Source organism: Arenibaculum pallidiluteum, assembly GCF_017355985.1.
Classification (GTDB): domain Bacteria; phylum Pseudomonadota; class Alphaproteobacteria; order Azospirillales; family Azospirillaceae; genus Arenibaculum; species Arenibaculum pallidiluteum.
In genome coordinates, this window is record NZ_JAFIQU010000020.1 from 1 (window position 1) to 26,407 (window position 26,407).

Consider the following 26,407-nt stretch of genomic DNA (forward strand, 5'->3'; position numbering starts at 1 on the left):
GCACCACCGCAGCCCCCGCCGCAACCGGCAGAACGACCGCCGACAGGCGCTGAAAACGGGCGGGATTCGCAAATCGATGCATGGCGGGCTGCGGCGACGTCGGTTCCGGGGCTGCGCATCATATGTCGATGCGCACCGGGTTTTCGAGTCGCCGCTTGCGCGGCCCTGCCCCGCCGGCGGGTCGCGCGCCGGACCGCCGGCTCAGCGCGCGGGGGCCGACTCCCCGTTGCCGGCCCCCTCGGCGGGGGCGGCCTCCGAACCGGAGGTCGCCGCGCCCTCGGCCGGTCCCGACGCCTGCCCCTGTGCGTCGTTCGATGGCACCGCCGGCTGTGCCGCCAGCGCGCCGCGCGCCTGGTCCAGCGCGGCCTGCACCTCCTGGAGCTGGCGGGCATAGACGGCCACCTGCTCGGTGCGCTCGGACAGCTCGTCCGTGGCGGCGGTCAGGTTGGCGCGCGCCAGCGCCTCGCGCTGCTCGAGCGCCGCCACGCGCTCGGCCAGCGAGGCGGCCTCCTGGTTCGTGCGCGCGATGCCCTCGGTAAGCCGGCCGAGCTCGGCCTCTGCCGCCGCCACCTGCTGCTGAAGGGCGGCGGCCTGGGCGGTCAGCTCCTGGTTCGTGGCGGCGGTGCGCTGCAGGCTTTCGGTGGCGGCGCCCGCCTGGTCGTTCAGCCGCGCGAGCTCGTGCGTCGCGCGCTGGACGTCCTCGGCCATGCGGGCGCGCCGGTCCTGCAGCTCCGCCACCTGGCCCTGCAGCGCCTCGATCGTCGCCTGCAGCTCCTGGGCAGCCTGCTGGAGCAGGCCTTCGCGCTGGACCCGCTCCTCGAGCGCTGCCAGGGCCGCCACGGCCAGGTCGCGTTCCTGCGCCGCCTGCTGCAGGGCCGCGCGCTCCTGCAGGGCGGCGTCGAGCTGCCCGCGCAGCTCGGCAAGCTGGGCGTCGCGCTCGCGCCCCAGGGCCTCGACGCGCGCCTGCGCCTCGCGCCCCTGGGCTGTCAGGGCCTGCACCTCGCGCTGGGCCTCGGAGGCCTGGTGCGCGGTGTAGTCGAACCGGTCCTGGAGGTCGGTCAGCCGGCGCTGCTCGCGGTTGAGCTGGATGCCCTCGACGACCGCGATCACCAGCATCACGGCGGCCACCGCCCCCGCCGCGATGGCGGCCAGGCGCCAGCTACGGCTGCTGTCCCGGATCTCCTCGGCCATTCCGGTCCTCCCCCGCTGCATTCCGCCGAGTTAATCGCCGGAGGGGCCGCGAGGTGGCGCCGGACACGGGGATTAGTACCGACGCAACGCGCTGCCGCGCCCTTTCGCGCTGCATCTGCCTGCACCGTCCCCATTCGAGCTGGGTGCCGCGGTCACTCCAGCGCTTGGCGCAGCGCGGCCGCCCCCGCGATGGGTGCGAGCGGCAGCGTGGCCGCCAGGATGCCGCCCATCAGCAGGAGCTGGGCGCGTGCGGGAAAACCCGACAGCGCCGCATCCACGGCCGAGGCGCCGAAGATCAGGACCGGGATGTAGAGCGGCAGGATCAGCAGCGACAGCAGGACGCCGCCGCGCCGAGCGCCGAGCGTCAGCGCCGCGCCGATGGCGCCGATCAGGGACAGGGTGGGCGTGCCCACGAGCAGCGTCAGGACCAGCACGCCGAAGCCGTCGGGGTTCATGTTCAGCAGCACGGCCAGGACCGGGGCGGCGGCGATCAGAGGCAGACCGGTCACCAGCCAGTGAGCCAGGGTCTTGCCGGCGACCACGGCCTCCAGCGGCAGCCCGCCGAGCGCCAGCAGCTCCAGGCTTCCGTCCTCGTAGTCCGCCTGGAACAGCCGCTCCAGCGCCAGGAGCGAGGCGAGGAGCGCCGCGACCCAGATCACGCCCGCCGCGATCCGGGCAAGGATGTTGGGCTCGGGCCCGACGCCGAAGGGGAACAGCACGACGCAGAGCACGAAGAACATCACGGCGACCAGCGCATCGGCCCCCTGCCGCATGGCCAGCCGGATGTCGCGCCGGACGAGAACGAGGAACCGGTTCATGCCGCCTCGCCGGGCATGCCCGCCTCGTCCCGGCCGCCGCCGTCCTCGCCGCCGTCCTCGCCACCGTCCTCGTCGTCGTCGGTCAGGACCTTCGGGGCGAAATGGTCGAGGTGGAGCGTCTCGGCCCCGGGAAGATCGATCTCGGCATGGGTCGAGACGACCACCTGGCCGCCCGCCGCGCGGTGGCCCGCGATCTCCCGCTCCAGCAGGCGCACGCCGGCGCGGTCGAGCGCGACGCTGGGCTCGTCGAGCAGCCAGAGCGGGCGCGGGGTCGCGACAACCCGCGCGAGGTTCAGCCGGCGCCGCTGCCCCGCGGAGAGATAGCGCCCGGGAACCTCGGCGATGTGGGGAACGCCCATGCGGTCCAGCGCCTCGCCGGCGACCTCACCCGGGTTGGCGGCGCCCCCCATGGCCGCCCAGAAGGACAGGTTCTCGCGGGCGGACAGGACCGGCTTCACGGCGTCGTGGTGGCCGACATAGTGGATCCGGGACCGGTGGGCGTCGGGATCCCTGGCCACCGGCGCCCCACCCCATTCGAGACGGCCGGCGAAGGGCCGCAGCAGCCCCGCCATGAGGCGCAGCAGGCTCGACTTGCCGCTGCCGTTCGGACCCAGCAGGACGAGCGCGGCGCCGGGGGCGACCTGGAAGTCCAGCCCTGCGAAGACGATGCGGTCGCCGCGCAGGCAGGTCAGGGCGTGGCCGGTGAAGGCGGACATCACGGGGCCGGATGAGGAGCGGTCATGGTCGTGCTATAGCATGGCGACGCCGCCTCCTCCAGGAGACCACCGTGACCGCATCCGCGACGATCGGGACCACCATCAGACCCTGCCTGCCCGGCGACGTCGCGGCGATCCAGGCGATCTACGCGCACCACGTGCTGAACGGCGTGGCCTCCTTCGAGACCGAGGCGCCGAGCATCGAGGAGATGGCTAGCCGGCGTGACGCGGTGTTGGCGCGCGGCATGCCCTATCTGGTGGCGGAGCGGGACGGGGCGACGGTCGGCTACGCCTATGCCGGACCCTACAGGACGCGCCCGGCCTACCGCTTCACCGTCGAGAACTCCGTCTATGTCGCGCCGGGCTTCGTCGGCCAGGGGATCGGCCGAGTCCTGCTGGCGCGGCTGATCGCCGAGTGCGAGGCGCGCGGTCTGCGCCAGATGGTCGCGGTGATCGGCGACAGCGCGAACGCGGCCTCCATCGGACTGCATCAGGCCCTGGGCTTCCGCCAGGCGGGGCTGCTTCCCGCGGTGGGATTCAAGTTCGGGCGCTGGGTCGACAGCGTCCTGATGCAGCGGCCGCTCGGCGAGGCGGACACGACGCCGCCCGAGTGAGCCGCCGGACCGGGGATCACGCCTGCCTGCGGATCATGCCTGTCTGCGGGCCCCCTGCCGCACCTCCGCCGCGGCCGCCCTGTCGAGGGATTCCTCGGCCGCGACCAGCGCTTTGCGCAGGGTCGTCTCGCGGTAGGGTTTCTCGACGATGCCGACGGCCAGGCGCAGGGCCTCATCGGGGATCTCGCGCGCGCTGCCCGTGACGAACAGGCTCGGCACGTCGAACAGGCTGCGCAGGGCCAGCATCGCATCAATGCCGGTGATGCCGTCGGCGAGCATGACGTCGACCAGCGCCAGGTCGGGCCGGTGCCGCTCGGCCAGCCGCAGCGCCTCGGCATGATCGCGCGCGATGCCCACCACCTCGTGGCCGAGGTCGAAGAGCATCCCCTCCAGGGCGAGGGCCAGGATGGCCTGATCTTCGATGATCAGCAGACGCAAGGTGGCACGCGGCGTGGTGGTCGACACCGAACAGCAACTGTTTCGCACGGGATTCGGTTCCGATCCCTATCCGGATGCCGAGCGCCGTGGATGGAGGCCCAGCCGGCGCGTCCGGCCGGTCCCGAGCTGCGGACCTGAAAAGAAAACGGCCACCGCGGGGGGCACGTGCGGTGGCCGGCAGATCCAGCGGGGGCTTGGCTGGCGGCGCCCGTGCTGGGCGCCGTGATTGGGCTTCGGTGGTCGGCTTTGCCGTCCTGCCTTGCTGCGAGGAATCTCGTTCCGAAAAGTGGCGAAAATGGGGATCGCGGCGCTACGCGGGGCGTGCCTCGGGATCAAAATGGGGGTAGGCGCGAGCCGGGAGCGGGCCGGCCACGGCAGGGCAGACCGGGCGATTTTGCAGGCGGCGTCACGCGCCCCGCCGCGGTATGGGAATGCCTCTGCCCCGCCACTGGAGACGCGCCATGCGATTTTCGCCGCTCGTGAACCGGGTCGCCGGAAAGGGTGCCGCCGCCTGGGCGGTCCACACCGATGCCATGCGCCTGCGCGGAGAGGGGCGCGACGTGATCCTGCTGACGGTGGGCGATCCCGACATGGCCGCGCCCGCGCCGGTGATCGACGCCGCCGTCGCGGCCCTGCGCGCGCGGCGGACGACCTATTCGCCGATCGTGGGCTATCCCGAGCTGCGGGCCGCCGTGGCGGCCCGCTTCGCCGCGCGCACCGGCCAGCCCTGCACCGCGGAGAACGTCGTGATGGTGCCGGGCGCGCAGGCCGGCCTCTTCTGCGCGATGCAGTGCCTGGCCGGACCGGGCGATGCGGTGCTGGGCATGGAGCCGCTCTACGCGACCTACGAGGCGGTGGCGAGGGCCGCGGGCGCGCGCCTCGACACGGTGCCGCTGCGGCCCGAGCGGGGCTTCCATCCCGACCTGGACGCATTGGCGAAGGCCGTGACGCCGCAGACGCGGGTGCTGTGGCTGAACAGCCCGCACAACCCCACCGGCGCGGTGCTGGAGCGCGCCGAGATCGCGGCCATGTGCGACCTCGCCCGCCGGAACGACCTGTGGGTGCTCTCGGACGAGGTCTACCAGGACCTTGCCTATGCGCGGGAGCATCTCAGCCCCTGGGCGCTGCCGGGCATGGCGGAGCGAACCGTCGTCGTGTCCAGCCTGTCCAAGTCCCATGCCCTTCCCGGCTTCCGGCTTGGCTGGATCATCGGGCCCGTGGAGCTGGCGCGGCACCTCCACAACCTCGTGCTCTGCATGCTCTATGGCGGGCCGCCCTTCATCCAGGACGCGGCCCTGGTGGCGCTGACCGCCGAGCTGCCCGAGGTCGCCGGCATGGCCGAGGCCTACCGGCGGCGCGCCGCCCTCTTCGTCGAGGCCGTGGCCCCGGCACGCGGCTGCCGCGCCGCGGCTCCCGAGGGCGGCATGTTCGTGCTGCTGGACGTGCGCGGCACCGGGCTGGAGGCCGAGGCCTTCGCGCGCGGGCTGCTGGATCGGGAGGGTGTCGCGGTCCTGCCCTGCGACGGGTTCGGCCCGAGCGCGGCGGGGCACCTGCGCATATCGCTGGCCGCACCCGACGCCGTGCTGGCCGATGCCGCGCTGCGCATCCTTCGCTTTGCGGATTCCCTGGCCTGAATCCTGGCCCAAATCGTGGTCACGGATCACCCGTGGGCATTTTTTGGACAGGCCTATTTTTCGCTTTGATCCCCGTTCGATCGGGTGTATTCGGGACGTCCGCGAGAGCACGTGCCCCTGGCCCCCACGGTTCTTCCAAGTGGGGTTATGCAACGACGAACGCGTATCCCCGACCGTCCCTTAAACAAGGCGGCGTCTTGGAGGTTACGATGTTTGATGTTGTCCCCGGTGGGCCGGTGATGCCCGCCCCTGCCCGAAAATCCGGCCGGTACAGTCCAGGCTCCCCGAGCGCCTGATCGACGCGGCGTCCGCTTTAGGCGCCGGCACGGACCGATCGACCCAACCCGCCCCGACCTGAACCTTTGTCCCTTGGGAGCCCTGGGATGAACGAGAAGATTGCTCGTTTCCTGGACGAGCGACGTCCTGCTACCCCCTGCCTCGTCCTGGACCTCGACATCGTCGAGGGGAACTATCGCGCCCTGGCCGGCGCCCTGCCTGACGCGCGGATCTATTACGCGGTGAAGGCGAATCCCGCGCCCGAGATCCTGCGCCTGCTGGTCGGGCTGGGCTCGTCCTTCGACACGGCGAGCGTCAACGAGATCGAGATGTGCCTGGAGGCCGGCGCCACGGCGGACCGCATCTCCTACGGCAACACCATCAAGAAGGAAGCCGACATCGCCCGGGCCTACGCGCTCGGCGTGCGGCTCTACGCCTTCGACAGCATCGACGAGCTCGAGAAGATCGCCCGCTCGGCCCCGGGCTCGCGCGTGTTCTGCCGCATCCTGACCTCCGGCGAGGGCGCCGAGTGGCCGCTGTCGCGCAAGTTCGGCTGCGAGCCCGAGATGGCGCGCGCCCTGCTGCTGCAGGCGGCCTCCATGAACGTCGAGCCCTACGGCGTCAGCTTCCACGTGGGCAGCCAGCAGAAGGACGTGACCCAGTGGGACACGGCGCTGGCCCAGACGGCGCGGCTGTTCAAGGAGCTCGAGGCCCAGGGCGTCAACCTGCGCATGGTCAACCTGGGCGGCGGCTTCCCGACGCGCTACCGGACCGACGTCCCGGATTCGGGGGCCTATGGCACCGCGATCGACGAGGCGCTGCGCCGCCACTTCGGCAACCGTATCCCCGAGACGATCGTGGAGCCCGGCCGCGGCATGGTCGGCAACGCCGGCGTGATCCAGTCCGAGGTGGTGCTGATCTCGCGCAAGTCCGCCAACGACAATCGCCGCTGGGTCTATCTCGACATCGGCAAGTTCGGCGGCCTGGCCGAGACGATGGACGAGGCGATCCAGTACCCCATCAGCACCGAGCGGGCCGGCTCGGCCGAGCCGGTGATCCTGGCGGGCCCGACCTGCGACAGCGCCGACGTGCTGTACGAGAAGGCCGACTACCGGCTGCCGTCCGACCTGAAGATCGGCGACAAGGTCACGATCCACGCGGCCGGCGCCTACACGACGACCTACGCCTCGGTCGCCTTCAACGGCTTTGAGCCGCTGCGCCAGTACTGTATCTGATTGCTGCATCTGATCCCGACGGGATCCGATCCGACAGGATCGCGGGGCGGGACCGGCCATGCCGGTCCCGCCCTTTTCTTTTCCGGTTCCTTTGTTGGGCCCGCTCAGCGCAGCGCCGGCGCCAGCCGGGCCACGGCCTCCTCGAGCTTCTCGGGCGAGGAGGCGAAGCACAGGCGCAGATAGCCCTCGCCGGCATCTCCGAAGGCCGCGCCGGGCGCGAGGCCCACGCCGGTCTCGTCGATCAGGCGCTTGGCCAGCGAGACGCTGTCGGTCTCGCCCTCCACCGAGAAGAAGGCATAGAAGGCGGCGTCCGGCCGGGAGAGCCGCAGCCGCGGCAGCCGCTCCAGCGCGTCGCAGACGATGTCGCGCCCACGCCGGCAGCGCTCCACCATCTCGGCCACGAAGGGCTCGCCCTGCTCGATGGCGGCGAAGCCGGCCATCTGCACGAAGCCCGGCACGCCCGAGGTCGAGAACTGCACGAGCTTCTCGAAATGCGGGCCCATTTCCGCGGGCGCGGCCAGCCAGCCCAGCCGCCAGCCGGTCATGGCCCAGGTCTTGGAGAAGCTGTTCAGCACGATCATCCGGTCGTCGGGCGCGGCCAGCTCGAGCATCGAGGGGGCGGGACGGCCGGTGTAGCTGACGCGGGAATAGACCTCGTCCGAGATCACCCAGATCCCCCGCTCGCGGGCGAAGGCCAGGAGGCGACCGAGATCGTCCCGGCCCATGGTCCAGCCGGTGGGATTGCCCGGCGAGTTCACGAAGATCGCCCGGGTGCGCGGCCCGCAGGCCGCGAAGAGCCGCTCCAGGTCCAGGGTCCAGCCGCCATCGCCGGTGCTCAGCGGCACCTGGACGGGCACGCCGCCGACGATCCGGACCGCGGCGAAGACGTTGGGCCAGACCGGCGCCACCACGGCGACCTCGTCGCCGGGCCCGACCAGGGCCTGCATGGCCAGGACGATGCCGTGCATGCCCGAGGTGGTGACGGTGATCCGGTCGACCTCCACCGGCACCCCGTGCACGCGGCCGAGATAGGCCGAGAGCGCCGCGCGCAGCTCGGGCAGGCCGCGCTGCCAGGTGTAGAAGACGTGTCCCTCGCGCACGGCGCGGTCGCAGGCATCGGCCACGAAGGAGGGCGCGGGCACGTCGCCCTCGCCGAACCACAGCGGGATCAGGCCCGGGCGGCCGCGGCCGTAATTCGCGACCTCGACGATGGGGCTGTTGGGCAGGGCTTCGATCTCGGGGCGCAGGAGCATCGCTTGTGTCGGGTTCCGGGAATTGGCGTCGCACGCTAGCCTAGCGGCTCGCCGGCGGGTTTCCCAGGCGTCAGCGGGCCGAAGGAGCGAATGCATGGCTGAAGCGACCCAGGAGACGGTCCACGAGACCCACGAGGGCGGCTGCCTGTGCGGCGCCGTGCGCTACCGGGTGTCGGGCATCCCGGTTTCCGCCAATGCCTGCTTCTGCACGATGTGCCGGCGCCAGACCGGCTCGGCGCTGCCTGCCTTCGCGACCTGGAACCGCGCGCAGTTCGTGCTGCTGGCGGGCGAGCCCGCGGCCTACGCCGCCTCGCCCAAGGCCGAGCGGCAGTTCTGCCCGCGCTGCGGATCGGCCCTGTTCTGGATCAAGAACGGCGGCGAAGAGGTCGACGTGTTCCTCGGCAGCCTGGACGCGCCCGAGCGGATCCGCCCGCCCGACTACGCGATCTGGACGCGGCACCGCCTGCCCTGGGTCCCGCCGCTCGGCGGGCCAGAGTTCACGCAATCCCGCGGCTAGGTTCTGTCTGGCGGCCTGATGGCACCGTTTTCGTCCTTGTTGCCGGCGCCTGGGGCAGCGGAAGGTGGAGCCGATGCTACGGCATGAGCTCAATCCGGCCCTGAGTCCACGGCCCGGGCCCATGGCGTGGTAGTAAACCCCGTTTCGGTCCGAGCCGAGCCCGGATTCGCTTGCTCCTGGCCGCCGCCTGCGACCTCATCCTCGTCGAGGAGATCTGCGGCGCCTGATCGCCTGACTTCACATCCACGTGCCTCAAGCGCCTCGCTCGCGTCAAGATGACGCCGGCAAGATTACGCAGCGGATAACAGGGCCTACGACCCGAGGCATCATGTACCCGCTACTCCCGTAATAATAGCATGCATGAGCGTTTCCGTCCGGAGATAGTGTCGGCAAGACTGCAGATGGGTCTGTTTCTAACCAAGAATCCCCAATCTGGATCTCAAGGCCTTTCTCGACAGTGTAGCGGTGCCCGACCGGGCGGCAATCTCTGCTGTTGCAGCACGATGTTCCATTCTTCGCCCTAAGGTCCGAATACCAGTCGTGAGCAGATGCGTGGGGCGATGCCACCTTGATCGACAGCGCTGTCGCCAACGCCAGAATGGCACGCGACGTGACTTTGTCTTTCAGCATGAGCCGAGCTCCCCCGATACATTGGCAGCGAACCCGCCTGATGGAGCCTGAGTTTCCTTCCGCCACCCGGCAGATGCGGGGCTACGCGGCCGGCCGATCCTCGTAGCAATACCCGCTGGCATCGGGCAGACGGTTGAGGAACGGCACCGGATCTACCTCGGGGTGCGGCAGGCGCCCGACCTCCTCCGCACAGCCGTCCCGGTTCGTATCGAGCGAATACTTGCTGGTCCGGAAGTCAAAAATCAGGAAGGGCCGGCTCTCGAGTAACCTGTCGCAGGCCAAGCGGAACGCGACCAGGTCGTTCGCCCCCTCGGCTGCTTCGGAATAATACATGCCCTTCACGAGCTTGCCTTCGATCAGGACATCAGGATCGGTCTGCCGAACCATTGCATCAAGTGCCGGCATGGGGCCCACGGCAAAGCGCGCACTGCAGAACGCGTCGATCCTGCGTTGCGGTTCGGTGAAGGAGATCCCCGGCTCCACCCCGGCTAGGACCGCAGACGAAATCAGTCCGCTTGCCCCGAGCAGCACCGCCTCCAGGAATTGGGCATTTGTCATGATGCCGTCCTCTCGGTTGACAGGAGCCGCCAAGCGCTCCGGCGTCACGGGCACCGTGATCGCCCGGCCATCCTTGGGCACACTAAGGGATCGCTCCTGTCCCGTCGTCGTATGAACATACTAGGCGTCTGGACTCCGTCGCACGGTTGCATGACCCTTCCTTGCAGCGGTGGACGTATCTCAGCCGCTCGCGAGATGGGCCCGTATCGGGCGGAATGGAGGCATCGCCCGCTGGCATCAGGAGGCGTGTCCCATGGTCGCGCTGAACGATTTCGATGAACTCGTATCCGCCATCTACGACGCCGCGCTGGATGAGCAGCGGTGGGGCACTGCGCTCGATAGGTTCAGTCGAGCGTTCGAAGCGTCCCAAGTGGTATTAAGCATCGAAGACATGAGGCGTGGGACCGGGAGGACCATGACCCATGGCGCGGACGACAGCTACGTGCAGCGCTATCGCGACCACTTCATGCACTGCAATCCGATGAGCCGGCACAATGTTGCCCTCTTCGGGTGCACTGCCTTGATCGATCGCATGTTCCTGCCGAAGGAGGAGTTCCGCCGGACCGAATTCTGGAACGACTTCCTGCGGCCGCAGGACATTGACACCTGCCTCGCCTCACTCCCGTGGCGCTCCGGCGCCGAGGTCGCGGCGCTCGCGCTGTGGCGGTCCGAGCGCGCCGAACCGTGGGAGCGGCCTCACATCGAGCTGCTGACCCTGCTTACTCCCCACGTCAGGCGCGCCCTTGAGGCGAACCGGAGGATGAAGGAGCTGCACCTCACCCAAGGCATGGCATTGGATGCACTCGACCGGCTGGAGTGCGGCGTAGTTCTCCTGCGGAATGATGGCAGCATCGCATTCCTGAACCGCGCTGCGGGCGGGATCTTGATGTCCGGAGACGGAATCATGGTCGACGGAGGCCGGCTTCGCGCCATGTCCCGCTCACGGGATACCGCCCTGCAGCGTGCGATCGGGTCCGCCGCCGCAGGCGGCGCGTCGGACGGAAACTCTGGTTCTTCAATGGCGGTATCACGGCCGTCAGGACGGAGGCCCTTGATCATTCACGTCATGCCGTCGAGGGGCCGGGCAGACGGGATTGCCTTGCGGGGCGTCGGCGTTTTCGTGCTGATGGTGGATCCGGAGGTGGAGTCCAAGACATCACTGACGCAGTTGCGACAGCTCTACGGGCTAACGGCGGCGGAGGCCGCGGTTGCGGCTCTTGTCGCGCACGGCCATGGTCTGCAGGCTGCCGCTGACTCACTCGGGGTGACGCTGTCGACCGTGCGCGTCCACCTGCAGCGTGTATTCGAGAAGACGGATACTCATCGGCAGGCCGAATTGGCTCGGCTCTTAGTCAAGATCCAGTCCAATATTGGATCAGAGGATATCTGCGAGCTCCGACCACCTGACCTAAGCCACTACTGAAGACCGACCAAGTGTAGCAGCCTGAGGTTATTTGGTATCCGACCATATCTCAACGCGGCTTCCAACCCGAACTGGCTGAGACTGCAGCATGCCGTCAGCCAGGACTAAGTGCGACTGAGCCAACCATCATGAGCTCAGTCCAACAGACAAATTTGATCGCAAGCTTGACGCCCTAAGAGCGCGTGGCGGCGGGCGCAGCCCGTGTTGACAACGCCAAGCCGTGCCCTTAGTGACCGGCACAACCTCATGAAGGAGGAAACATTACCCCTTTAGGGCAGGAACCCAACGTCTCCAATGGAATAACGAAATCATGCCGGGGCAATTTCGCGCCCCTGCACGACAACAATCAGAACACGTCTTAAGAAACGAACCAAGGCTCAAGACAAAAACTATCAAGCCTTTACAAATTTGGCGAAAATCGGAAGAATGCCGTAGAAACTCAGGGTTTGCGGCATGCCGAGAAAGCTGGGGAACCTGCAGAGCGTCATCGCGGTGACTGGCGCCGTTCTGGCCGTCGGAGCGGCCGCCATGCTGAGCCTCGCCGTGGGTATCCGATCGGAACGGCAGCTCGAACGCGAGATCGGCCGGTCGCTCTCGGAAGCGGCGTTCCAGATGGCCGAGAAGCTCGATACCGACATGTGGGCCCGCTCGAACCAGGTCGCCGTACTCGCCAGGATCGACGCCCTGCGCGACGCCACCGTCGCGCAGAAGGTCGTCGACGAGTTGAAGCGCAAGGACCACACGCTAGCCTGGGTGGGCGTCCTCGACCGGGATGGTCGGATCGTTGCGGCCAGCGGCGGCATTCTGCTGGGAGCCGACGCGTCCTCGAGGCCGGTATTCCGCGAGGGCATTCGTGGGCATTTCATCGGCGACGTCCATGACGCGGTGATGCTGGCGAAGCTCCTGCCAAACCCGAGCGGCGAGCCCATGAAGTTCGTTGACGTCGCGACTCCGATGCGGAATGCGGAAGGAGACATCGACGGCGTCCTGGCGACCCATTTCTCCTGGGGCTGGGCGCGCGAGGTCGAGCGGACGCTGATGCGGCCGATGCAGGACCGTCGAGGTCTTGAGGTCTTCATCGTCGGCGCAGACGGAACGACGCTGCTCGGTCCCGAAGGCAGTCTCGGCCAAATGCTGCCGATCCACAGCGTCGGATCGGCTCGGCTTCGGGCGATCGGATGGGCGGTCGAGACCTGGCCGGACGGAGAGACGTACCTGACCGGCTACGCGCAGGGGCCCGGGCATGCCGACTACCGAGGTCTCGGCTGGACCGTTCTGGTTCGCCAGCCGGTCGAGGCGGCCTTCGCCGATGCGGCGGCGCTTCGTCGCGAGATCTTCGTCTGGGGAGCCGGATTCGCCTTGCTCTTCAGTGTCGCGGCATGGTTCGCCGCCGGATGGCTGGCGCGCCCATTGCGGGCCATTGCCGACGCCGCCGTCCGGCTGCGGCGGGGCGAGCCCGGCGTAGAGATCCCGGCGATTGGCGGGACGGCCGAGGTGGCGGACTTGTCGGCCTCGCTGCGCGACCTCGTCGCGTCGCTGACCGACACGAAGGTGGCCCTGTCACGGATGGAGGATGCCGCCTACCAGGACCGGCTGACGGCGCTGCCGAACCGGCGATTTCTCGACCGGTACCTTGAAGCGCAGGTCAGCCGGTCCGACGCCCGCCCCTTCACGCTGCTTTCCCTCGACCTCGACGGGTTCAAGCCGATCAACGATACGCTCGGGCATCAGGCCGGCGACGCCGTGCTCCGGCACGTGGCGAGTCGGATGGCGTCGTGCCTGCGCGGCGACGACGTCATCGCGCGTCTCGGGGGCGACGAGTTCGTCGCCGTGCTGAGCTCGTGTCCTGAAGGCGAAGCCGCTGCGGAGGTTGCGGATCGGCTGATCGGCGCTGTCAATGAGCCGCTGGTGGTGGGCGGCCGGGCCGTTCGCGTGGGATGCAGCATCGGCATTGCGGTTTGGCCGGACGACGGCATGACGCCTGAGCGTCTCCTGGCGACGTCCGACAAGGCGCTGTACGAGGCTAAGCGCGCCGGGCGAAACCGGGCCATGTTCGTGCGCGGCAACGCCTGCCGCGCTGGATCGCTGGCCTCGAGCTGAGCGGTCGCGACGCCGGGGATGCGAACGATGCTCTTCCGGCCATCCTCCTCGCCCAGTCCGAACGATGCGGCTGGGGGTATGGAGAGTGGTTGAGCTGGTCTACCAGCGGCGGAACCCTGTGGGCGCGGCCGGCCACGAAGTCGTCCGGGTGCCACGGCATATGCTGCGCACCTCCTTGCTCTGAGCTGAAGGAACGACGCTCAGCAGCGCCGGCGCCGCTCCTCGCTTCGGGCCCGGAGAACAGGCTCCGGATCGCAGCCCAGCGGCATCGCGGTCGCGTCGTGCAGATCCTGCCGCGCGAGCCCGATATCCGCCAGCTCGCGGTCGCTCATGGCGGCGAGTTCGATGAGCAGGCGCGGGCCACGAATGATGTTGGCAACCCTGGCGGCGAACCCGGTCGCGGCGTGACGCGCACGGATGATCCAGGACGGCCGAGCGGCGGCACACAGCGTATCGAAGGTTGTCGTCATTCCCCGTATCCTCGTCCTGCCGGGGATGCGATCCCTGGCACCGCCATCCTCGTGCCGCGGGCGCCCATCGGTCTAACGAATGTTTGACATGAGACCAATCGCGTTTCACGATCGATCTGCCATGCTCGACACCGACCAGCTCCGTTCCTTCATCGCGATCGTCGATACAGGAAGCTTCACGCGCGCGGCCGAACGCGTGAACAAGACCCAGAGCGCCGTGTCGATGCATGTGCGACGTCTGGAGGAGCGCATCGGCCGGCCGCTCTTCGTGCGCCAGGGACGCGGCGCCGTGCTGTCGCCGGACGGCGAGAGGCTGATCGACCATGCACGACGCATGCTGCAGGTCGAGGCCGAGGCGCTTGCGGAGATGGGGGCCGAGGGGCTCAAGGGCCGGGTCGTCCTGGGCATTCCCGACGATTATGCCGAGCCCTTTCTTCCAGAGATCGTCGACCGCTTCATCCGCCGGCATCCGCTGGTCGAGCTGTCGATCGTCTGCGACCCCAGCATCATGCTCGCGGAGCGTGTCAGGGCGGGGGAGATCGACGTTGCGATCGTCACCGATTGTGAACGGATCAAGGGCATCGAGATCCTGCGCGAGGAGCCGCTGCACTGGGTGGCAGGCCTGCGCGCAGGTCCGGTCGAGGAACGCCGCCCCTTGCCGCTTGCGCTCGCGGGCCCGAACTGCGCCTGGCGCCGCGCGGCGCTGACGGCGCTCGAGGCGCAGGGCGTGCCGGCACGCTTGGCCCTCGTGTCGAGCAACTACGCCGCCATAGCCCCGCTGATCCAGGCGGGGCTGGCCGTCACGGTTATGCCCGACAGCGTCCTGCGTGACGGGCACCGGGTCGTTGCGCCGGATGCCGGGCTGCCGGCACTGCCGGACTGCCGGATCGGGTTGATCCGCAACAGCGCCGGTCAGGCGCCGCAGGCAACCGCCCTTGCCGAGGTGATCAGCGACCGGCTCCAGGCGGCCGACGCCGGACGGGTGCGCATGCCGCGTGTCGCCGCCCCCGTTCCCGGCGCCGCCTGCCCCGCCTAGCCGCCGCTGCAGTCGAGCTGCAGTTCGCCGCCGACGGAGGGTGATGAAGCCTCGCCGGACGACGGCGCGGCGAAGCGCCCGTCGCGTCAGCGGATGCACGCCTCAGCGCCGCTTATCCCCGGCCTTAGGAGAATTGCCCTTCCCGGGCCGCAGCCCGCGCGGGAACATGAGCGTGGCGGCGGCTCGCCGCCGCGATCGGGAGCAGGTGGCATGGAACTCCGCGCGGTCATCTTCGATGTGGACGGCACGCTGGCCGAGACGGAGGAGCTGCACCGCCGCGCCTTCAACGAGGCCTTCGCGCGCTTCGGCCTGCCCTGGCGCTGGGACCGCGAGACCTATCGGCGGCTGCTCGCCACCACGGGCGGCAAGGAACGCCTGCGGCGCCACGCCCGGGACGTGGGCATGGCCGAGGCCGGGCTGCCGGAGAGCCTGGTGGCGGAGATCCACGCCTTCAAGAACGCCCGGTACCATGCCCTCGTGGAATCCGGAGGGGTCGCGCTCAGGCCCGGCATCGCGGAGCTGATCGGCGACGCGCTGGCGGCGGGCCTGCGGCTGGGCATCGCGACGACGACGAGCCCGTCCAACGTGGACACCCTCCTGCGGGCGACGCTGGGACCCGGCTGGCGCAGCCAGTTCGCCGCCGTCGCCGCGGGCGACCAGGTCCCACGCAAGAAGCCCGCGCCCGACGTCTACCACGCCGCCCTGGCCGATCTCGGCCTGGACGGCGACGACTGCCTGGCGCTCGAGGATTCGCGGAACGGCGTTCTCGCCGCGGTCGGTGCCGGCATACCCGTGGCCGTCACGCCGAGCCTCTACACCGCCGGTGAGGACTTCTCCGGCGCCGTGGCGGTCCTCGGCCCGGACGCGCCGCCACCGGCGCTCGCCGCCGTGGTGTCCTGGCACGCCGCGGCGCCACGGGTCCCCGGGGGACGCCCTGGGGGACGGCCCCACCCCGCGGGCGGGGCAGCCGGCCTCAGCCGTTGAGGCCCGGGCCGAGCTTGAAGTCGGGCTCGGTCTTCTGGCGGATTTCGTCGACGGTGACGCCGGGCGCCAGCTCGACCAGGGTCAGGTCGCCGCCCTTGTGCTTGTCGATGGTGAAGACCGCGAGGTCGGTGATCACCATGTCCACGACGCCGGCGCCGGTCAGCGGCAGGGAGCAGGCGTTCAGCAGCTTCTTCTCGCCGTCCTTGGCCGTGTGCTCCATCACGACGACGACCTTCTTGACGCCGGCCACCAGGTCCATGGCGCCGCCCATGCCCTTGACCATCTTGCCCGGGATCATCCAGTTCGCCAGGTCACCGTTGGCCGCCACCTGCATGGCGCCCAGGATCGACAGGTCGATATGGCCACCCCGGATCATCGCGAAGCTGTCGGCCGAGCTGAAGTAGCTCGTGGTCGGCAGCTCGGTGATGGTCTGCTTGCCGGCGTTGATCAGGTCCGGGTCCTCCTCGCCCTCGAAGGGGAAGGGGCCCATGCCGAGCATGCCGTTCTCGGACTGCAGCGCCACCGTCATCCCGGCCGGAATGTAGTTCGCGACCAGGGTCGGGATCCCGATCCCCAGGTTCACGTAGAACCCGTCGCGCAGCTCCTGCGCCGCGCGCGCGGCCATCTCCTCACGGCTCCATGCCATCGTCCGTCCCTCCCCTTCAGGCGCGCTTGCGGGTCGTGCGCTGCTCGATGCGCTTCTCGTAGTTCCGGCCCTGGATGATCCGCTGCACGAAGATGCCGGGCGTGTGGATCTGGTCGGGATCGATCTGGCCGGGCTCGACCAGCTCCTCGACCTCCGCGACCGTAAGCTTGCCGGCGGTCGCCATCATGGGGTTGAAGTTGCGGGCGGTCTTGCGGAAGACCAGGTTGCCCTCGGTGTCGCCCTTCCACGCCTTGACGATGGAGAGATCGGCCTTCAGCGCCGTCTCCATCACGTAGCGCTCGCCCTCGAACTCGCGGATCTCCTTGCCCTCGGCCACCAGCGTCCCGACGCCGGTCTTCGTGTAGAAGGCCGGGATGCCGGCACCGCCCGCGCGGATGCGCTCGGCCAGGGTGCCCTGGGGATTGAACTCCAGCTCCAGCTCGCCCGAGAGATACTGCTGGGCGAAGGTCTTGTTCTCGCCGACATAGGAAGAGACCATCTTCCGGATCTGGCGGGTGTCCAGCAGCTTGCCGAGGCCGTATCCGTCCACGCCGGCGTTGTTGGAGATCACCGTCAGGCCCTTCACCCCGCTCTCGACGAGCGCGTCGATCAGGTTCTCCGGGATCCCGCAGAGCCCGAAGCCACCGGACATGATGGTCATGCCGTCGAACAGCGCGCCCTCCAGCGCCGCCCGGGCATCCGGATACACCTTCTTCATCCCTGCAGTCCCCCTTCTTCTTGGCCGCGCCGGTCGCGGGGCATCCGCCGCGTCTGCCTATCCCGCGTTTCCGCCGGTGTCAACGGAACCGACCGCCGCTTGTCACGAGGAGCCCGGCGGATTAGACACGCGGCACGCCCATGCTCGATCTCGCCGCCACGGCCGCCATAGCCCTTCTCGTCACGCTCGATCCGCTCGGCACCGGCCCGATCTTCGCGGCGCTGACGCGCGGCGACGATCCCGCGCACCGGCGCCGGATGGCGGTGAAGGGCGTCCTGATCGCGGCCGGCATCCTCTTCGTCTTCGCTTTCGCGGGCGAGGCGCTGCTGCATGCGCTGGGGATCGGTTTCCCGGCCTTTCGCATCGCCGGCGGCATCCTGCTGCTGCTGCTGTCCGTCGACATGGTCTTCGCGCGCCCCTCCGGCCTGCGCTCGACCACCGCAGGCGAGGTGGAGGAGGCGACGAACCGGCAGGACATATCGGTCTTCCCCCTCGCGATCCCGCTGATCGCGGGTCCGGGGGCGCTGACGACCGTGCTGCTGCTGATGGGACGGGCGGACGGCGACCCCTGGGCGCAGATGCTGGTGCTGGGCGTGCTGGCCGCCGTGCTGGCGGTGGTGCTGACGGCACTGCTGGCGGCGGGCTGGATCAGCCGGGTTCTCGGCGTGACGGGGATCAACGTGGTGGACAGGGTGCTCGGGATCCTGCTGGCGGCGCTTGCCTGTCAGTTCGTGATCGATGGCATCCGGGAAAGCGGGGTGGCGGGATGAGGTGGACGATCGGCTTCGACGGGGACGACACGCTCTGGCACAACGAGACGCTGTTCTCGATGACCCAGGAGCGCTTCCGCGCGCTTCTGGCCGAGGAGGTGTCCCCCGATGACCTGGACGCGCGGCTTCTCGACACCGAGCGGCGCAACCTCGAGATCTTCGGCTACGGCATCAAGGGCTTCGTGCTCTCGATGATCGAGACGGCCGTCGAGGTGTCCGCGGAGCGCGTCCCGGCCAGCGACATCCGCCGCATCCTCGATTTCGGGAAGGAGATGCTGCGCCATCCCGTCGAGCTGCTGGACGGCGTCGCCGAGACGATTGAGGCGCTGTCCGGCCGTCACGACCTGCTGCTGATCACCAAGGGCGACCTGTTCGACCAGGAGAGCAAGATCGCGCGCAGCGGCCTGGCCGAGCACTTCCGCGGGATCGAGATCGTCTCCGAGAAGGACCCCGAGACCTATCGCCGCGTGCTGGCCCGCCACGGCGTCGGGCCCGAGCGCTTCGTGATGGTCGGCAACTCGGTGCGCTCGGACATCCTGCCGGTGCTCGCGCTCGGCGCGCGCGCCGTCCACGTGCCCTATCACGTCACCTGGGCTCACGAGCAGGCCGACCCCCCAGCCGAGGGCTACCTGCGCGCCGCATCGCTCGCCGATCTGCCGGATCTGCTGGCGGCGCTGTGAGGCCTGCGGCGGAGCGATGCTTGGCGCCACCGGTCCGCGACGCCATATTCCGTCCATGACGAGCACCGAGACCAATCCCACGCCGCGGGACGCGGCGGCCGATCCCGCCGCCGAGGAAGCAAAAGAGGGCGGCGCCCCGCCGGTTCCCCCAGTCCAGAAGCAGGGCGAGATCGGCGGCCCTCCCGGACCCGAGCCCACGCGCTACGGCGACTGGGAATTCAAGGGGCGCTGCTCCGACTTCTGATCGCGCGATTCCGATCGCGCGACTCTGATCAAGGGGCCCGCGGCGGGGATGCCCGCCCGCGAAGGATTCCCCGACCCACCCCATGGGGGCAGGCCGGAACAAGCACCGCCCACCCGTGTTCGCTTGGCATCAGCAAGACGATCGGAAGGGGCGACATGCGGATCCGCATCCTGCTGCCGGCCATGGCATGCCTGACCGTCGCCGGGGGCGCCCAGGCGGTCACCGAGAAGACTCCGCGACCGGATTCAGGCTTTGACCTCGTGGTCGTCGGATCCATGCCCAATGTGGAGCAGAACGCCTTCGTCGACGCCATCGCCCAGGCCCTTCCCCCCGCGCTGGTCGATCCGCAGGCCAACTTCACGCGCAGCCCGGCCTACCAGCCGAACCACACCTATCGCCTGGTGATGGTCTTCCACGGCGATGACGTCGTCGACGGCCAGCGCATGTGCCGCGAGCCCGAGGCGGTCCAGGCGACGCCGCCGGCCGATCCCGCGGATCTGCGCGCGACCACCCATGTGACCGGTGTCTTCTGCCGCGGGGCCGAGAAGCTCAGCGAGGCCTCGGATCGCATGTCGGGCAGCCTGCAGCCGGGACAGGCCGGCTTCCGCTTCCTTGTGGCCGACGTTGCGAAGCGGCTGTTCCCGCTCGGATTTGCGTCGATCCCCGGCGTCGTCGATTCGGCTGCCCCCAGCGAGACCGCCGACCGCCCGAACTGATCTCCCGTTCCCGGGATGACGGACACCATGCCCGGCGCGGGCTTGCGCTGCCCTGCGGGCATGAGGATCGGCGACCGGTTCCATTCCGGGACCGGCCGCCGTCCTCTGGCGGCTTCCCGCACGGGGCGCCCTTCCGCCCGGGTCACCCCCATGCTCACATGGGACTGTAGGGGCCGGTCGTGGACCGGTCGTGGCCGTCTGCGAGCGACCCGGCACCCCTGGCCGGTCCGGCGCTCGATGCCTGCGGCGGCTCGGCCGTCTTGGCCCGGCTCATGAGCGACGCCTGGGCGGACGCCGCCGAACGGACGGCGTTGAATGAGGCCAGATCCGTCGACCCCACGAACAGGTTCTCGGAGCCGATCCCCTCGTTGGCGAAGGCCGGAGCGGAGAACAGGGTGGCGGCGAGCGCCACGGAAACGATCTGCAACTTGTTCATGACAATTCTCCTTCCTGCGGCGCCCGTCATAGACGCCACCGGATGATTTGAAAGGAAGCTCAAATAGCTTTACGCCACCAGCAATGCGGAGAACACGCGAGAGAGAGCCGTCTATGGTCTGCTTTCGCAGAGCCCTTCAGGATCCATTGGGAGAGTCTGCTTCATTGCTCGCAGGATCGGATATAAATCTTGCGGACGGGACTTGCGAGTTAAGGGATGTAAAGCGCTGCTAGCGCGCGTTTGGGAAGCACGGGCCCGGCCCCGTGGGGCTGGGGAGGTCGGTTGCGCCCCTCGGTCTTCAGTTCAGGGCGGCCGCGAGCGGACGTGCAGCCCGGACAGCGGCGCGCATGCTGAGCGTGACCGTGGTGCCGCGGCCGGGCTCGGAGGCCAGCACAAGCGAACCGCGCTGCATCTCGGCCAGGCGCTTGGCGATCGGCAGGCCGAGCCCGGCGCCCTCGTGGGTGCGCGCAAGCGGTGTCTGGACCTGCTCGAAAGGCCGCATGACGCGCTCGAGTTCGTCGGACGGAATGCCGATGCCGGTATCGGAGATCCGGATCGTCACGGCATCGGCTTCGAGCCGTGTCGCCACCACGACCGAGCCGCGCGGCGGCGTGAACTTCACCGCATTGGAAAGCAGGTTGATCAGCACCTGGCGCAGCGAGCGCTCGTCCGCGAGGACGGCATCCACCGCGGGGTCGTGCTCGGCCGAGAGCGCGATGCCCGCCGCCACGGCCCGATGCTCCACCGTGCGGATTGCCTCGGCGACCGCACTCCTGACCGGCACCGGCCCCAGCCGGAGCGAGACCTTCCCGGCCTCGATCCGCGCGAGGTCGAGCAGGTCGTCCACGATCCCCAGCAGATGGGATCCGGCGGCATGGATGTCGGCGGCGTAGTCGCGGATGCGCAGCACGTCGTCCGTGACGCGGCCGTCGCGGATCACCTCGGAGAAGCCGATGATCGCGTTCAGCGGCGTCCTCAGCTCGTGGCTCATATTCGCGAGGAAGACCGATTTGGCGCGGTTCGCCTGCTCGGCCTGCTGGCGCGCGGTCTCCAGCTCCAGGCTGCGCCGGCGCTCGTGGGTCGAGCGCCGCGCCGAGCTGACGGTGAGGAATCCGAGCAGGCCGATGGAGATCGCCCCGATGAACAGCAGCGGCACCGCCGTGGTCGCCCAGCGCTCCAGAAGGCTCGCGCGCGGAACGTCGATGACGGCCGCAAGCGGCAGGTGCCCGAAATTGGCGACGGCGGCGATGTGCGGATGCCCCAGCCCGAGCGGGTCCGGCCCCTCCAGCAGGCGCGGGGCGAGATCCGTCACGGGGCGCAGCGCGGCGGCCGCGACGGTCGCCCGCGCCGGGGTGTGCGCACGCCCTTCGGCGACCGCCTCGACCAGGACGACGCCGTCCGTGCGGGCGACGGCCATCCGGCAGCCGGTGCAGCCGTCCAGCCCCTCGATCATCGGAATGTAGTAGCCGGGCTCCATGGCCGCGACGATGACGCCCTGCAGGCGTCCGCCGTCGCGCACCGGAATGCCGACCGGGAAGTACCGGCGCGCTGCCTGGCGGCCCACCGTGGGGCCGCCGATGAAGGGCAGGTCGGGCCCGGCGCCCTGAAACGCCTGGATGTAGTGCCGCTCGGAGACGTCCAGCGCCGGCGCCGGGAAATGATCGCTGTCGAGCCGCATGCGGCCCTCGGCATCGACGAGCCAGACGGAGCGGATCTGGGGAAGCTCGTTGGCGAGCGCGCGCAACTCGGTCCACAGGGGCCGCGAAGTCGCGACCTCGTCCCAGCTGCGGCCCGCGACCTCGCGGGCGAGGCGCCGTAGGGACAGCTCGGTCCCCTCCAGGGTGCGGTCGACATGCTCGCGCAGCAGCCGCGCGTAGCTCCGGGCCTCGGCGCCGGCCGCAGCCCGCGTCTTCCAGTAGTCGGTGACGAGCTGGTAGGTCAGGCCGCCTGCGACCATGGCGATGGCCAGGGCGCCGAGCACCAGGATCCGCGCGCCGGGATGCCACCAGGCCTGGATCGCGCGGCGCTTCCGGCCGGCTTCGGAGTCCCGGAAGACCTCCGGCTTCACGCCAATTCCCTTTCGTCCGCGCCACCTCACGGGCGCAGACCATAGCAGCATTTATAGAATTTTTAGCAAATACATTGTATCAGCCGGCGGCGTGTTGCGGGAGGCTCCGGCGCCTCCTTCCACGGGCGGATCGCAGCTCAGCCGGAAGGCGGAAGGCAGGCCGCAGCCGGCCCGGCGCTCCCCGGCTCCGCCGGGGAGCGCCGGGCCGCGGATCAGCCGCGGTTCATGCGGTTGTCCACGAGGTCGTTGACGACCGCGGGATCGGCCAGCGTCGAGGTGTCGCCCAGCGCTTGGTGCTCGTTGGCCGCGATCTTGCGCAGGATGCGGCGCATGATCTTGCCGGAGCGGGTCTTCGGCAGGCCGGGTGCCCACTGGATCAGGTCCGGGGTCGCGATGGGGCCGATCTCCTTGCGGACCCAGGCGACCAGCTCCTTGCGCAGGTCCTCGCTCGCGACCTCGCCGGCATTGAGCGTGACATAGGCGTAAATTCCCTGACCCTTGAGGTCATGGGGATAACCCACCACGGCCGCCTCGGCCACCTTGGGATGTGCCACCAGGGCGCTTTCGATCTCGGCCGTGCCCATGCGGTGACCGGACACGTTGATCACGTCGTCGACGCGGCCGGTGATCCAGTAATAGCCGTCCTCGTCGCGGCGGCAGCCGTCGCCCGTGAAGTACATCCCCTCGAAGGTCGAGAAGTAGGTCTGCACGAATCGCTGGTGGTCGCCGAAGACCGTGCGCATCTGGCCCGGCCAGCTGTCGGCGATGCAGAGGTTCCCCTCGGTCGCCCCTTCCAGCGTCTTGCCGTCGTTGTCGACGACGACCGGCCGCACCCCGAAGAAGGGCAGCGTCGCCGAGCCCGGCTTGGCGGCGATGGCGCCCGGCAGGGGCGAGATCAGGATGCCGCCGGTCTCGGTCTGCCACCAGGTGTCCACGATCGGGCAGCGGCTGTCACCGGCCACGCGGTGGTACCAGAGCCAGGCCTCGGGATTGATGGGCTCGCCCACCGAGCCGAGGATGCGGAGGCTGGCGCGGCTGGTGCGCTTCACGGGCTCCTCGCCCTCGCGCATCAGGGCGCGGATGGCGGTCGGCGCGGTGTAGAAGATGTTGACCTTGTGCTTGTCGATGACTTCCCAGAACCGCGACACCGTCGGGTAGTTGGGAACGCCCTCGAACATCAGCGTGGTGGCGCCGTTGGCCAGCGGCCCGTAGAGGATGTAGCTGTGCCCGGTCACCCAGCCCACGTCGGCCGTGCACCAGTAGACCTCGCCGGGCTTGTAGTCGAAGACGTACTGGTGGGTCATCGCCGCGTAGACGAGATAGCCGCCCGAGGTGTGCAGCACACCCTTGGGCTTCCCGGTCGATCCCGAGGTGTAGAGGATGAACAGCGGGTCCTCGGCGTTGACCTCGGTGGGCGGGCAGTCCGCCGGGACCTTGGCGGCCGCCTCGTGCAGCCAGACGTCGCGCCCCTCGCTCCAGTCCACGGTGCCGCCGGTGTGGCGCACCACGACGACCGTCCCGACGCCGGGGCATTGCTTCAGCGCCTCGTCCGCATTGCGCTTCAGCGGCACCTTGCGGCCGCCGCGCAGGCCCTCGTCCGCGGTGATCAGGACCCGGCTGTCGCAGTCGATGATCCGGTCCTTCAGGCTGTCCGGCGAGAAGCCGCCGAAGACGACCGAGTGGATGGCGCCGATGCGCGCGCAGGCCAGCATCGCATAGGCGGCCTCGGGGATCATGGGCAGGTAGATCGTGACCCGGTCGCCCTTGGAGACGCCGCGGGACTTCAGCACGTTGGCGAAGCGGCAGACCTGCTCGTGCAGCTCGCGATACGTGATGGCGCGGCTGGTGCCGGGGTCGTCGCCCTCGAAGATGATGGCCGTCTGGTCGCCGCGATCCCGAAGGTGCCGGTCGATGCAGTTGGCGGCGACGTTCAGCGTGCCGTCCTCGTACCATCGGATGTGCACGTCGCCGCGGTAGCTGACGTCCTTCACCTTGGTGAAGGGCTTGATCCAGTCGATGCGTCGGCCCTGCTCGGCCCAGAAACCCTCGGGATCGCTGATCGAGCGCTCGTACATCTCCTTGTACTTCGCAGCGTCGATCCAGGCCTTGGCCGCAACCGATTCGGGCGGGGTGAAAAGGGTATCGTTGGTGTTCATGGGCTGGCTCCCCCGATGTGGTTATGTCCTTGGGCGCGTGCCTTAACGCGATCGCCGCCGACTTTCCGCGGACCTTAACAATCAGGACTGCAACGCGGCAAGGCGACGAACGTAGCGGTCCGCGGCCCGTGCGGTCCGCCCCGCGAACCGCAGGGAAGCACCGGCCGATCTCTACCACTTTCGGTGGGTCATCAGCGCTTCCGGGCGAGGGAATTGATTCCCCTTGTGGCGTTTCAGTCCCTTCGCCTTAAATCCCATCATAAGCGAGGCGGGCCACGAAGCCCGCCCGACAGGGGGAGGGTTCGTCGGCCGGCGCCTCACGGGGCCGGCAGTCTGAACCGTCAGGGAGAGACAATGGACGCGAATGCTACCGCCGCCGGCGCCGGGCGCCGTGGCTTCTGGACCATTGGCCGCAAGGTCACCGCCGCCTTCACCGCATCCATCCTGCTGGGCTTCGTTGCGATGGTGGGTCTTCAGGCCCATCGCCAGCACGCCCAGTTCGTGGCGGTGGCCACGGCGGATTCCGTGACCAAGACGCAGATGCTCGCCAATGCGGCGCGCGTCGGCGTGGCCGGGCGGGACGGCGCCTCGATCGAGAGCGAGTTCCTGCCCCTGGCCCAGGCGGAGGGATCGCAGCTTGCGGCCCTTGCGGCCTTCGCCGACGCCTCCGGGCCCATCATCGCCTATCAGAACCCCGCCCATTCGGCCTTTGATGCCGCCGCCGAGAACGCGATGGTGCAGCGGGTCCTCGCCGGCGAGGGCGTGCAGACCCGGGCGACGGACGGGCATCTCGCCGTCGCCGTTCCCGTCATGAACACGCGCGGCACCCGGATCGCCGGCGCGCTCGTCGTGGCCTGGAGCCTGGACCGGCAGAACGCCGCGACCGCCTCTATGCTGGTCGAGCAGGTCGGCCTGTCCCTGGTGGTGCTGGCGCTGCAGCTCGTCGTCCTGAACCTGCTTTTGGGCAGGGTGGTGGTGGGTCCGCTGCGCGCCATGGCGGGCAGCATGGTGGCCATCGCGCGCGGCGCGCTGGATGCCGCCATCCCGGGGCTCGGGCGCCGGGACGAGATCGGCGTCATGGCGGCCTCCGTCCAGGTCTTCCGGGACAACGCCTCCGCCATTGCCCGGCACGAGGCCGAGCGCGCCGAGCAGGAGCGCCGGGCGGAGGCCGAGAAGCGGGCCGCGCTGGTTGCGCTGGCGGACCGCTTCCAGGGCACCGTCAGCGCGCTGGTGGCGGAGATCGGCGACGCGTCCCGCCGCATGGCGGGAGTCGCGGGCTCAATGGCCGAGCTGGCGGCAGTCACGGCGCAGGGCACGGACGCGGCGGCCGGCAGCTCCGCCGAGACGCTGGGAAGCGCACAGTCGGTCTCCAGCTCGGCCGCCCAGCTGGCCGGGTCGATCAACGAGATCGCGCGCCAGGTCGGCCATTCGACGGAGGTGGCGACCCGCGCCGTCGCCGATGCCGAGCGCACCGACGGCACGGTGCGCGGCCTGTCCGAAGGGGCGGCCCGCATCGGCGAGGTGGTGAAGCTGATTCACGACATCGCCGCGCAGACGAACCTTCTGGCGCTGAACGCCACGATCGAGGCGGCGCGCGCCGGCGAGGCCGGCAAGGGCTTCGCCGTGGTGGCGCAGGAGGTCAAGAACCTCGCGAACCAAACGGCAAGGGCGACCGAGGAGATCTCGGGCCAGATCGGCGCCATGCAGCAGGTCACCGGCGAGGCCGTCGGCGCGATCCAGGAGATCGGGCGGACCATCGGCGACATCAACCGCATCGCGACCCTGATCGCGAGCGCGGTCGAGGAGCAGAGCGCCGCCACCCAGGAGATCGCCCGGGCCGTCGACCAGGTCGCCAGCGGAACACAGGCCGTCTCGCGGAGCATCGGGGCCGTGACCGAAAGCGCGGGCAGCACCGGCCGGTGCGCGTCCGAGGTGCTGGAGGCCGCCCAGAGCCTGACGCGCCGCTCCGAGACCCTGAGCGACGAGGTCGCGCGCTTCCTGTCCGAGATCCGCGCGGCCTGAGGATCGGCCCGGCCCCGGGACTTAAGCCCGCGTTAACCCCGCGGGCCTAGCCTTGGGC

Annotated in this window: 25 protein-coding genes; 13 read left to right on the forward strand and 12 right to left on the reverse strand. The window is 69.6% G+C overall.

Features of this window, described 5'->3' with window-relative positions; genetic code table 11:
* Positions 1 to 201: 201 nt before the first annotated feature.
* The 3 genes from JUB13_RS26625 to ccmA form a co-directional block, all read right to left on the reverse strand.
* Positions 202 to 1,191: a coiled-coil domain-containing protein gene (locus JUB13_RS26625; protein WP_207484590.1), complete on the reverse strand. Its 990-nt coding sequence runs from the start codon at positions 1,189 to 1,191 to the stop codon at positions 202 to 204.
* A gap of 152 nt (positions 1,192 to 1,343) precedes the next feature.
* The gene (gene ccmB, locus JUB13_RS26630) at positions 1,344 to 2,009 is read right to left on the reverse strand and encodes a heme exporter protein CcmB (RefSeq protein ID WP_207484592.1); all 666 of its coding nucleotides are present in this window, start codon (positions 2,007 to 2,009) and stop codon (positions 1,344 to 1,346) included.
* Positions 2,006 to 2,725, reverse strand: a complete 720-nt coding sequence (gene ccmA, locus JUB13_RS26635) for a heme ABC exporter ATP-binding protein CcmA (protein WP_207484594.1) — start codon at positions 2,723 to 2,725, stop codon at positions 2,006 to 2,008. Before ccmA ends, ccmB begins: the two co-directional genes overlap by 4 nt.
* 71 nt (positions 2,726 to 2,796) lie before the next feature.
* Here ccmA and JUB13_RS26640 point away from each other — a divergent pair, with 71 nt between their 5' ends.
* A complete protein-coding gene (locus JUB13_RS26640; RefSeq protein ID WP_328703030.1) occupies positions 2,797 to 3,339 on the forward strand; it encodes a GNAT family N-acetyltransferase in 543 nt (180 codons plus the stop codon).
* 33 nt (positions 3,340 to 3,372) lie between these two features.
* Here JUB13_RS26640 and JUB13_RS26645 read toward each other — a convergent pair whose 3' ends face one another.
* Positions 3,373 to 3,804 carry a response regulator gene (locus tag JUB13_RS26645; protein ID WP_207484599.1) on the reverse strand — a complete coding sequence of 144 codons (432 nt, stop codon included), beginning with the start codon at positions 3,802 to 3,804 and terminating at the stop codon, positions 3,373 to 3,375.
* 434 nt (positions 3,805 to 4,238) lie between these two features.
* Here JUB13_RS26645 and JUB13_RS26650 point away from each other — a divergent pair, with 434 nt between their 5' ends.
* Both JUB13_RS26650 and JUB13_RS26655 read left to right on the forward strand, forming a co-directional pair.
* A complete protein-coding gene (locus JUB13_RS26650; protein WP_207484603.1) occupies positions 4,239 to 5,411 on the forward strand; it encodes a pyridoxal phosphate-dependent aminotransferase in 1,173 nt (390 codons plus the stop codon).
* Between the two features lie 383 nt (positions 5,412 to 5,794).
* Positions 5,795 to 6,922 (forward strand): type III PLP-dependent enzyme, encoded by a 1,128-nt coding sequence (locus JUB13_RS26655; protein ID WP_207484605.1) that lies wholly within the window; start codon positions 5,795 to 5,797, stop codon positions 6,920 to 6,922.
* 104 nt (positions 6,923 to 7,026) lie between these two features.
* On the opposite strand, the gene JUB13_RS26660 is transcribed toward JUB13_RS26655, so the two are convergent.
* Entirely contained in the window at positions 7,027 to 8,175 is a 1,149-nt protein-coding gene (locus JUB13_RS26660; protein ID WP_207484608.1) for a pyridoxal phosphate-dependent aminotransferase, read from the reverse strand.
* Positions 8,176 to 8,269: 94 nt separating this feature from the next.
* Between JUB13_RS26660 and JUB13_RS26665 the strand changes: the two genes are divergently transcribed.
* Complete coding sequence (locus tag JUB13_RS26665; RefSeq protein ID WP_207484610.1) at positions 8,270 to 8,692, forward strand: GFA family protein; 423 nt, start codon at positions 8,270 to 8,272, stop codon at positions 8,690 to 8,692.
* A gap of 711 nt (positions 8,693 to 9,403) precedes the next feature.
* Here the strand turns inward: JUB13_RS26665 and JUB13_RS26670 are convergent.
* Positions 9,404 to 9,961, reverse strand: a complete 558-nt coding sequence (locus JUB13_RS26670; protein WP_207484613.1) for a hypothetical protein — start codon at positions 9,959 to 9,961, stop codon at positions 9,404 to 9,406.
* A 172-nt stretch (positions 9,962 to 10,133) separates the two neighbouring features.
* On the opposite strand from JUB13_RS26670, the gene JUB13_RS26675 reads away from it, so the two are divergent.
* Both JUB13_RS26675 and JUB13_RS26680 read left to right on the forward strand, forming a co-directional pair.
* Complete coding sequence (locus JUB13_RS26675) at positions 10,134 to 11,303, forward strand: helix-turn-helix transcriptional regulator (RefSeq protein ID WP_207484616.1); 1,170 nt, start codon at positions 10,134 to 10,136, stop codon at positions 11,301 to 11,303.
* 453 nt (positions 11,304 to 11,756) lie between these two features.
* On the forward strand, positions 11,757 to 13,403 hold the full coding sequence (locus JUB13_RS26680; RefSeq protein ID WP_207484618.1) for a sensor domain-containing diguanylate cyclase: 1,647 nt from the start codon (positions 11,757 to 11,759) through the stop codon (positions 13,401 to 13,403).
* Between the two features lie 200 nt (positions 13,404 to 13,603).
* Here the strand turns inward: JUB13_RS26680 and JUB13_RS26685 are convergent, their stop codons facing one another.
* Positions 13,604 to 13,873, reverse strand: coding sequence for a DUF1127 domain-containing protein (locus tag JUB13_RS26685; protein WP_207484621.1), 270 nt, complete (start codon positions 13,871 to 13,873; stop codon positions 13,604 to 13,606).
* A gap of 121 nt (positions 13,874 to 13,994) precedes the next feature.
* Between JUB13_RS26685 and JUB13_RS26690 the strand changes: the two genes are divergently transcribed.
* Both JUB13_RS26690 and JUB13_RS26695 read left to right on the forward strand, forming a co-directional pair.
* Positions 13,995 to 14,909 carry a LysR substrate-binding domain-containing protein gene (locus JUB13_RS26690; protein ID WP_207484624.1) on the forward strand — a complete coding sequence of 305 codons (915 nt, stop codon included), beginning with the start codon at positions 13,995 to 13,997 and terminating at the stop codon, positions 14,907 to 14,909.
* Between the two features lie 210 nt (positions 14,910 to 15,119).
* Positions 15,120 to 15,893 carry an HAD-IA family hydrolase gene (locus tag JUB13_RS26695; protein ID WP_207484627.1) on the forward strand — a complete coding sequence of 258 codons (774 nt, stop codon included), beginning with the start codon at positions 15,120 to 15,122 and terminating at the stop codon, positions 15,891 to 15,893.
* On the opposite strand, the gene JUB13_RS26700 is transcribed toward JUB13_RS26695, so the two are convergent.
* Positions 15,883 to 16,539, reverse strand: coding sequence for a CoA transferase subunit B (locus JUB13_RS26700; protein WP_207484629.1), 657 nt, complete (start codon positions 16,537 to 16,539; stop codon positions 15,883 to 15,885). The two genes, JUB13_RS26695 and JUB13_RS26700, sit on opposite strands and share 11 nt — an antisense overlap.
* A gap of 16 nt (positions 16,540 to 16,555) precedes the next feature.
* A complete protein-coding gene (locus tag JUB13_RS26705) occupies positions 16,556 to 17,257 on the reverse strand; it encodes a CoA transferase subunit A (RefSeq protein ID WP_207484631.1) in 702 nt (233 codons plus the stop codon).
* A 140-nt stretch (positions 17,258 to 17,397) separates the two neighbouring features.
* On the opposite strand from JUB13_RS26705, the gene JUB13_RS26710 reads away from it, so the two are divergent.
* From JUB13_RS26710 to JUB13_RS26725, 4 genes are all read left to right on the forward strand, one after another.
* Entirely contained in the window at positions 17,398 to 18,027 is a 630-nt protein-coding gene (locus tag JUB13_RS26710) for a MarC family protein (protein ID WP_207484633.1), read from the forward strand.
* Positions 18,024 to 18,707 carry an HAD family hydrolase gene (locus JUB13_RS26715; protein WP_207484635.1) on the forward strand — a complete coding sequence of 228 codons (684 nt, stop codon included), beginning with the start codon at positions 18,024 to 18,026 and terminating at the stop codon, positions 18,705 to 18,707. The genes JUB13_RS26710 and JUB13_RS26715 overlap by 4 nt, the downstream gene beginning before the upstream one ends.
* 55 nt (positions 18,708 to 18,762) lie before the next feature.
* Positions 18,763 to 18,951 carry a DUF1674 domain-containing protein gene (locus tag JUB13_RS26720; protein ID WP_207484637.1) on the forward strand — a complete coding sequence of 63 codons (189 nt, stop codon included), beginning with the start codon at positions 18,763 to 18,765 and terminating at the stop codon, positions 18,949 to 18,951.
* 155 nt (positions 18,952 to 19,106) lie between these two features.
* Positions 19,107 to 19,667 (forward strand): hypothetical protein, encoded by a 561-nt coding sequence (locus JUB13_RS26725; RefSeq protein WP_207484639.1) that lies wholly within the window; start codon positions 19,107 to 19,109, stop codon positions 19,665 to 19,667.
* A gap of 154 nt (positions 19,668 to 19,821) precedes the next feature.
* Here JUB13_RS26725 and JUB13_RS26730 read toward each other — a convergent pair whose 3' ends face one another.
* From JUB13_RS26730 to acs, 3 genes are all read right to left on the reverse strand, one after another.
* Positions 19,822 to 20,103 (reverse strand): hypothetical protein, encoded by a 282-nt coding sequence (locus JUB13_RS26730; protein ID WP_207484641.1) that lies wholly within the window; start codon positions 20,101 to 20,103, stop codon positions 19,822 to 19,824.
* A gap of 298 nt (positions 20,104 to 20,401) precedes the next feature.
* A complete protein-coding gene (locus tag JUB13_RS32145; RefSeq protein ID WP_207484643.1) occupies positions 20,402 to 22,171 on the reverse strand; it encodes a sensor histidine kinase in 1,770 nt (589 codons plus the stop codon).
* Between the two features lie 212 nt (positions 22,172 to 22,383).
* Positions 22,384 to 24,327: an acetate--CoA ligase gene (acs, locus tag JUB13_RS26740; RefSeq protein WP_207484645.1), complete on the reverse strand. Its 1,944-nt coding sequence runs from the start codon at positions 24,325 to 24,327 to the stop codon at positions 22,384 to 22,386.
* Positions 24,328 to 24,681: 354 nt separating this feature from the next.
* Between acs and JUB13_RS26745 the strand changes: the two genes are divergently transcribed.
* Positions 24,682 to 26,349: a methyl-accepting chemotaxis protein gene (locus JUB13_RS26745; protein WP_207484648.1), complete on the forward strand. Its 1,668-nt coding sequence runs from the start codon at positions 24,682 to 24,684 to the stop codon at positions 26,347 to 26,349.
* The last annotated feature ends 58 nt before the right edge of the window (positions 26,350 to 26,407 follow it).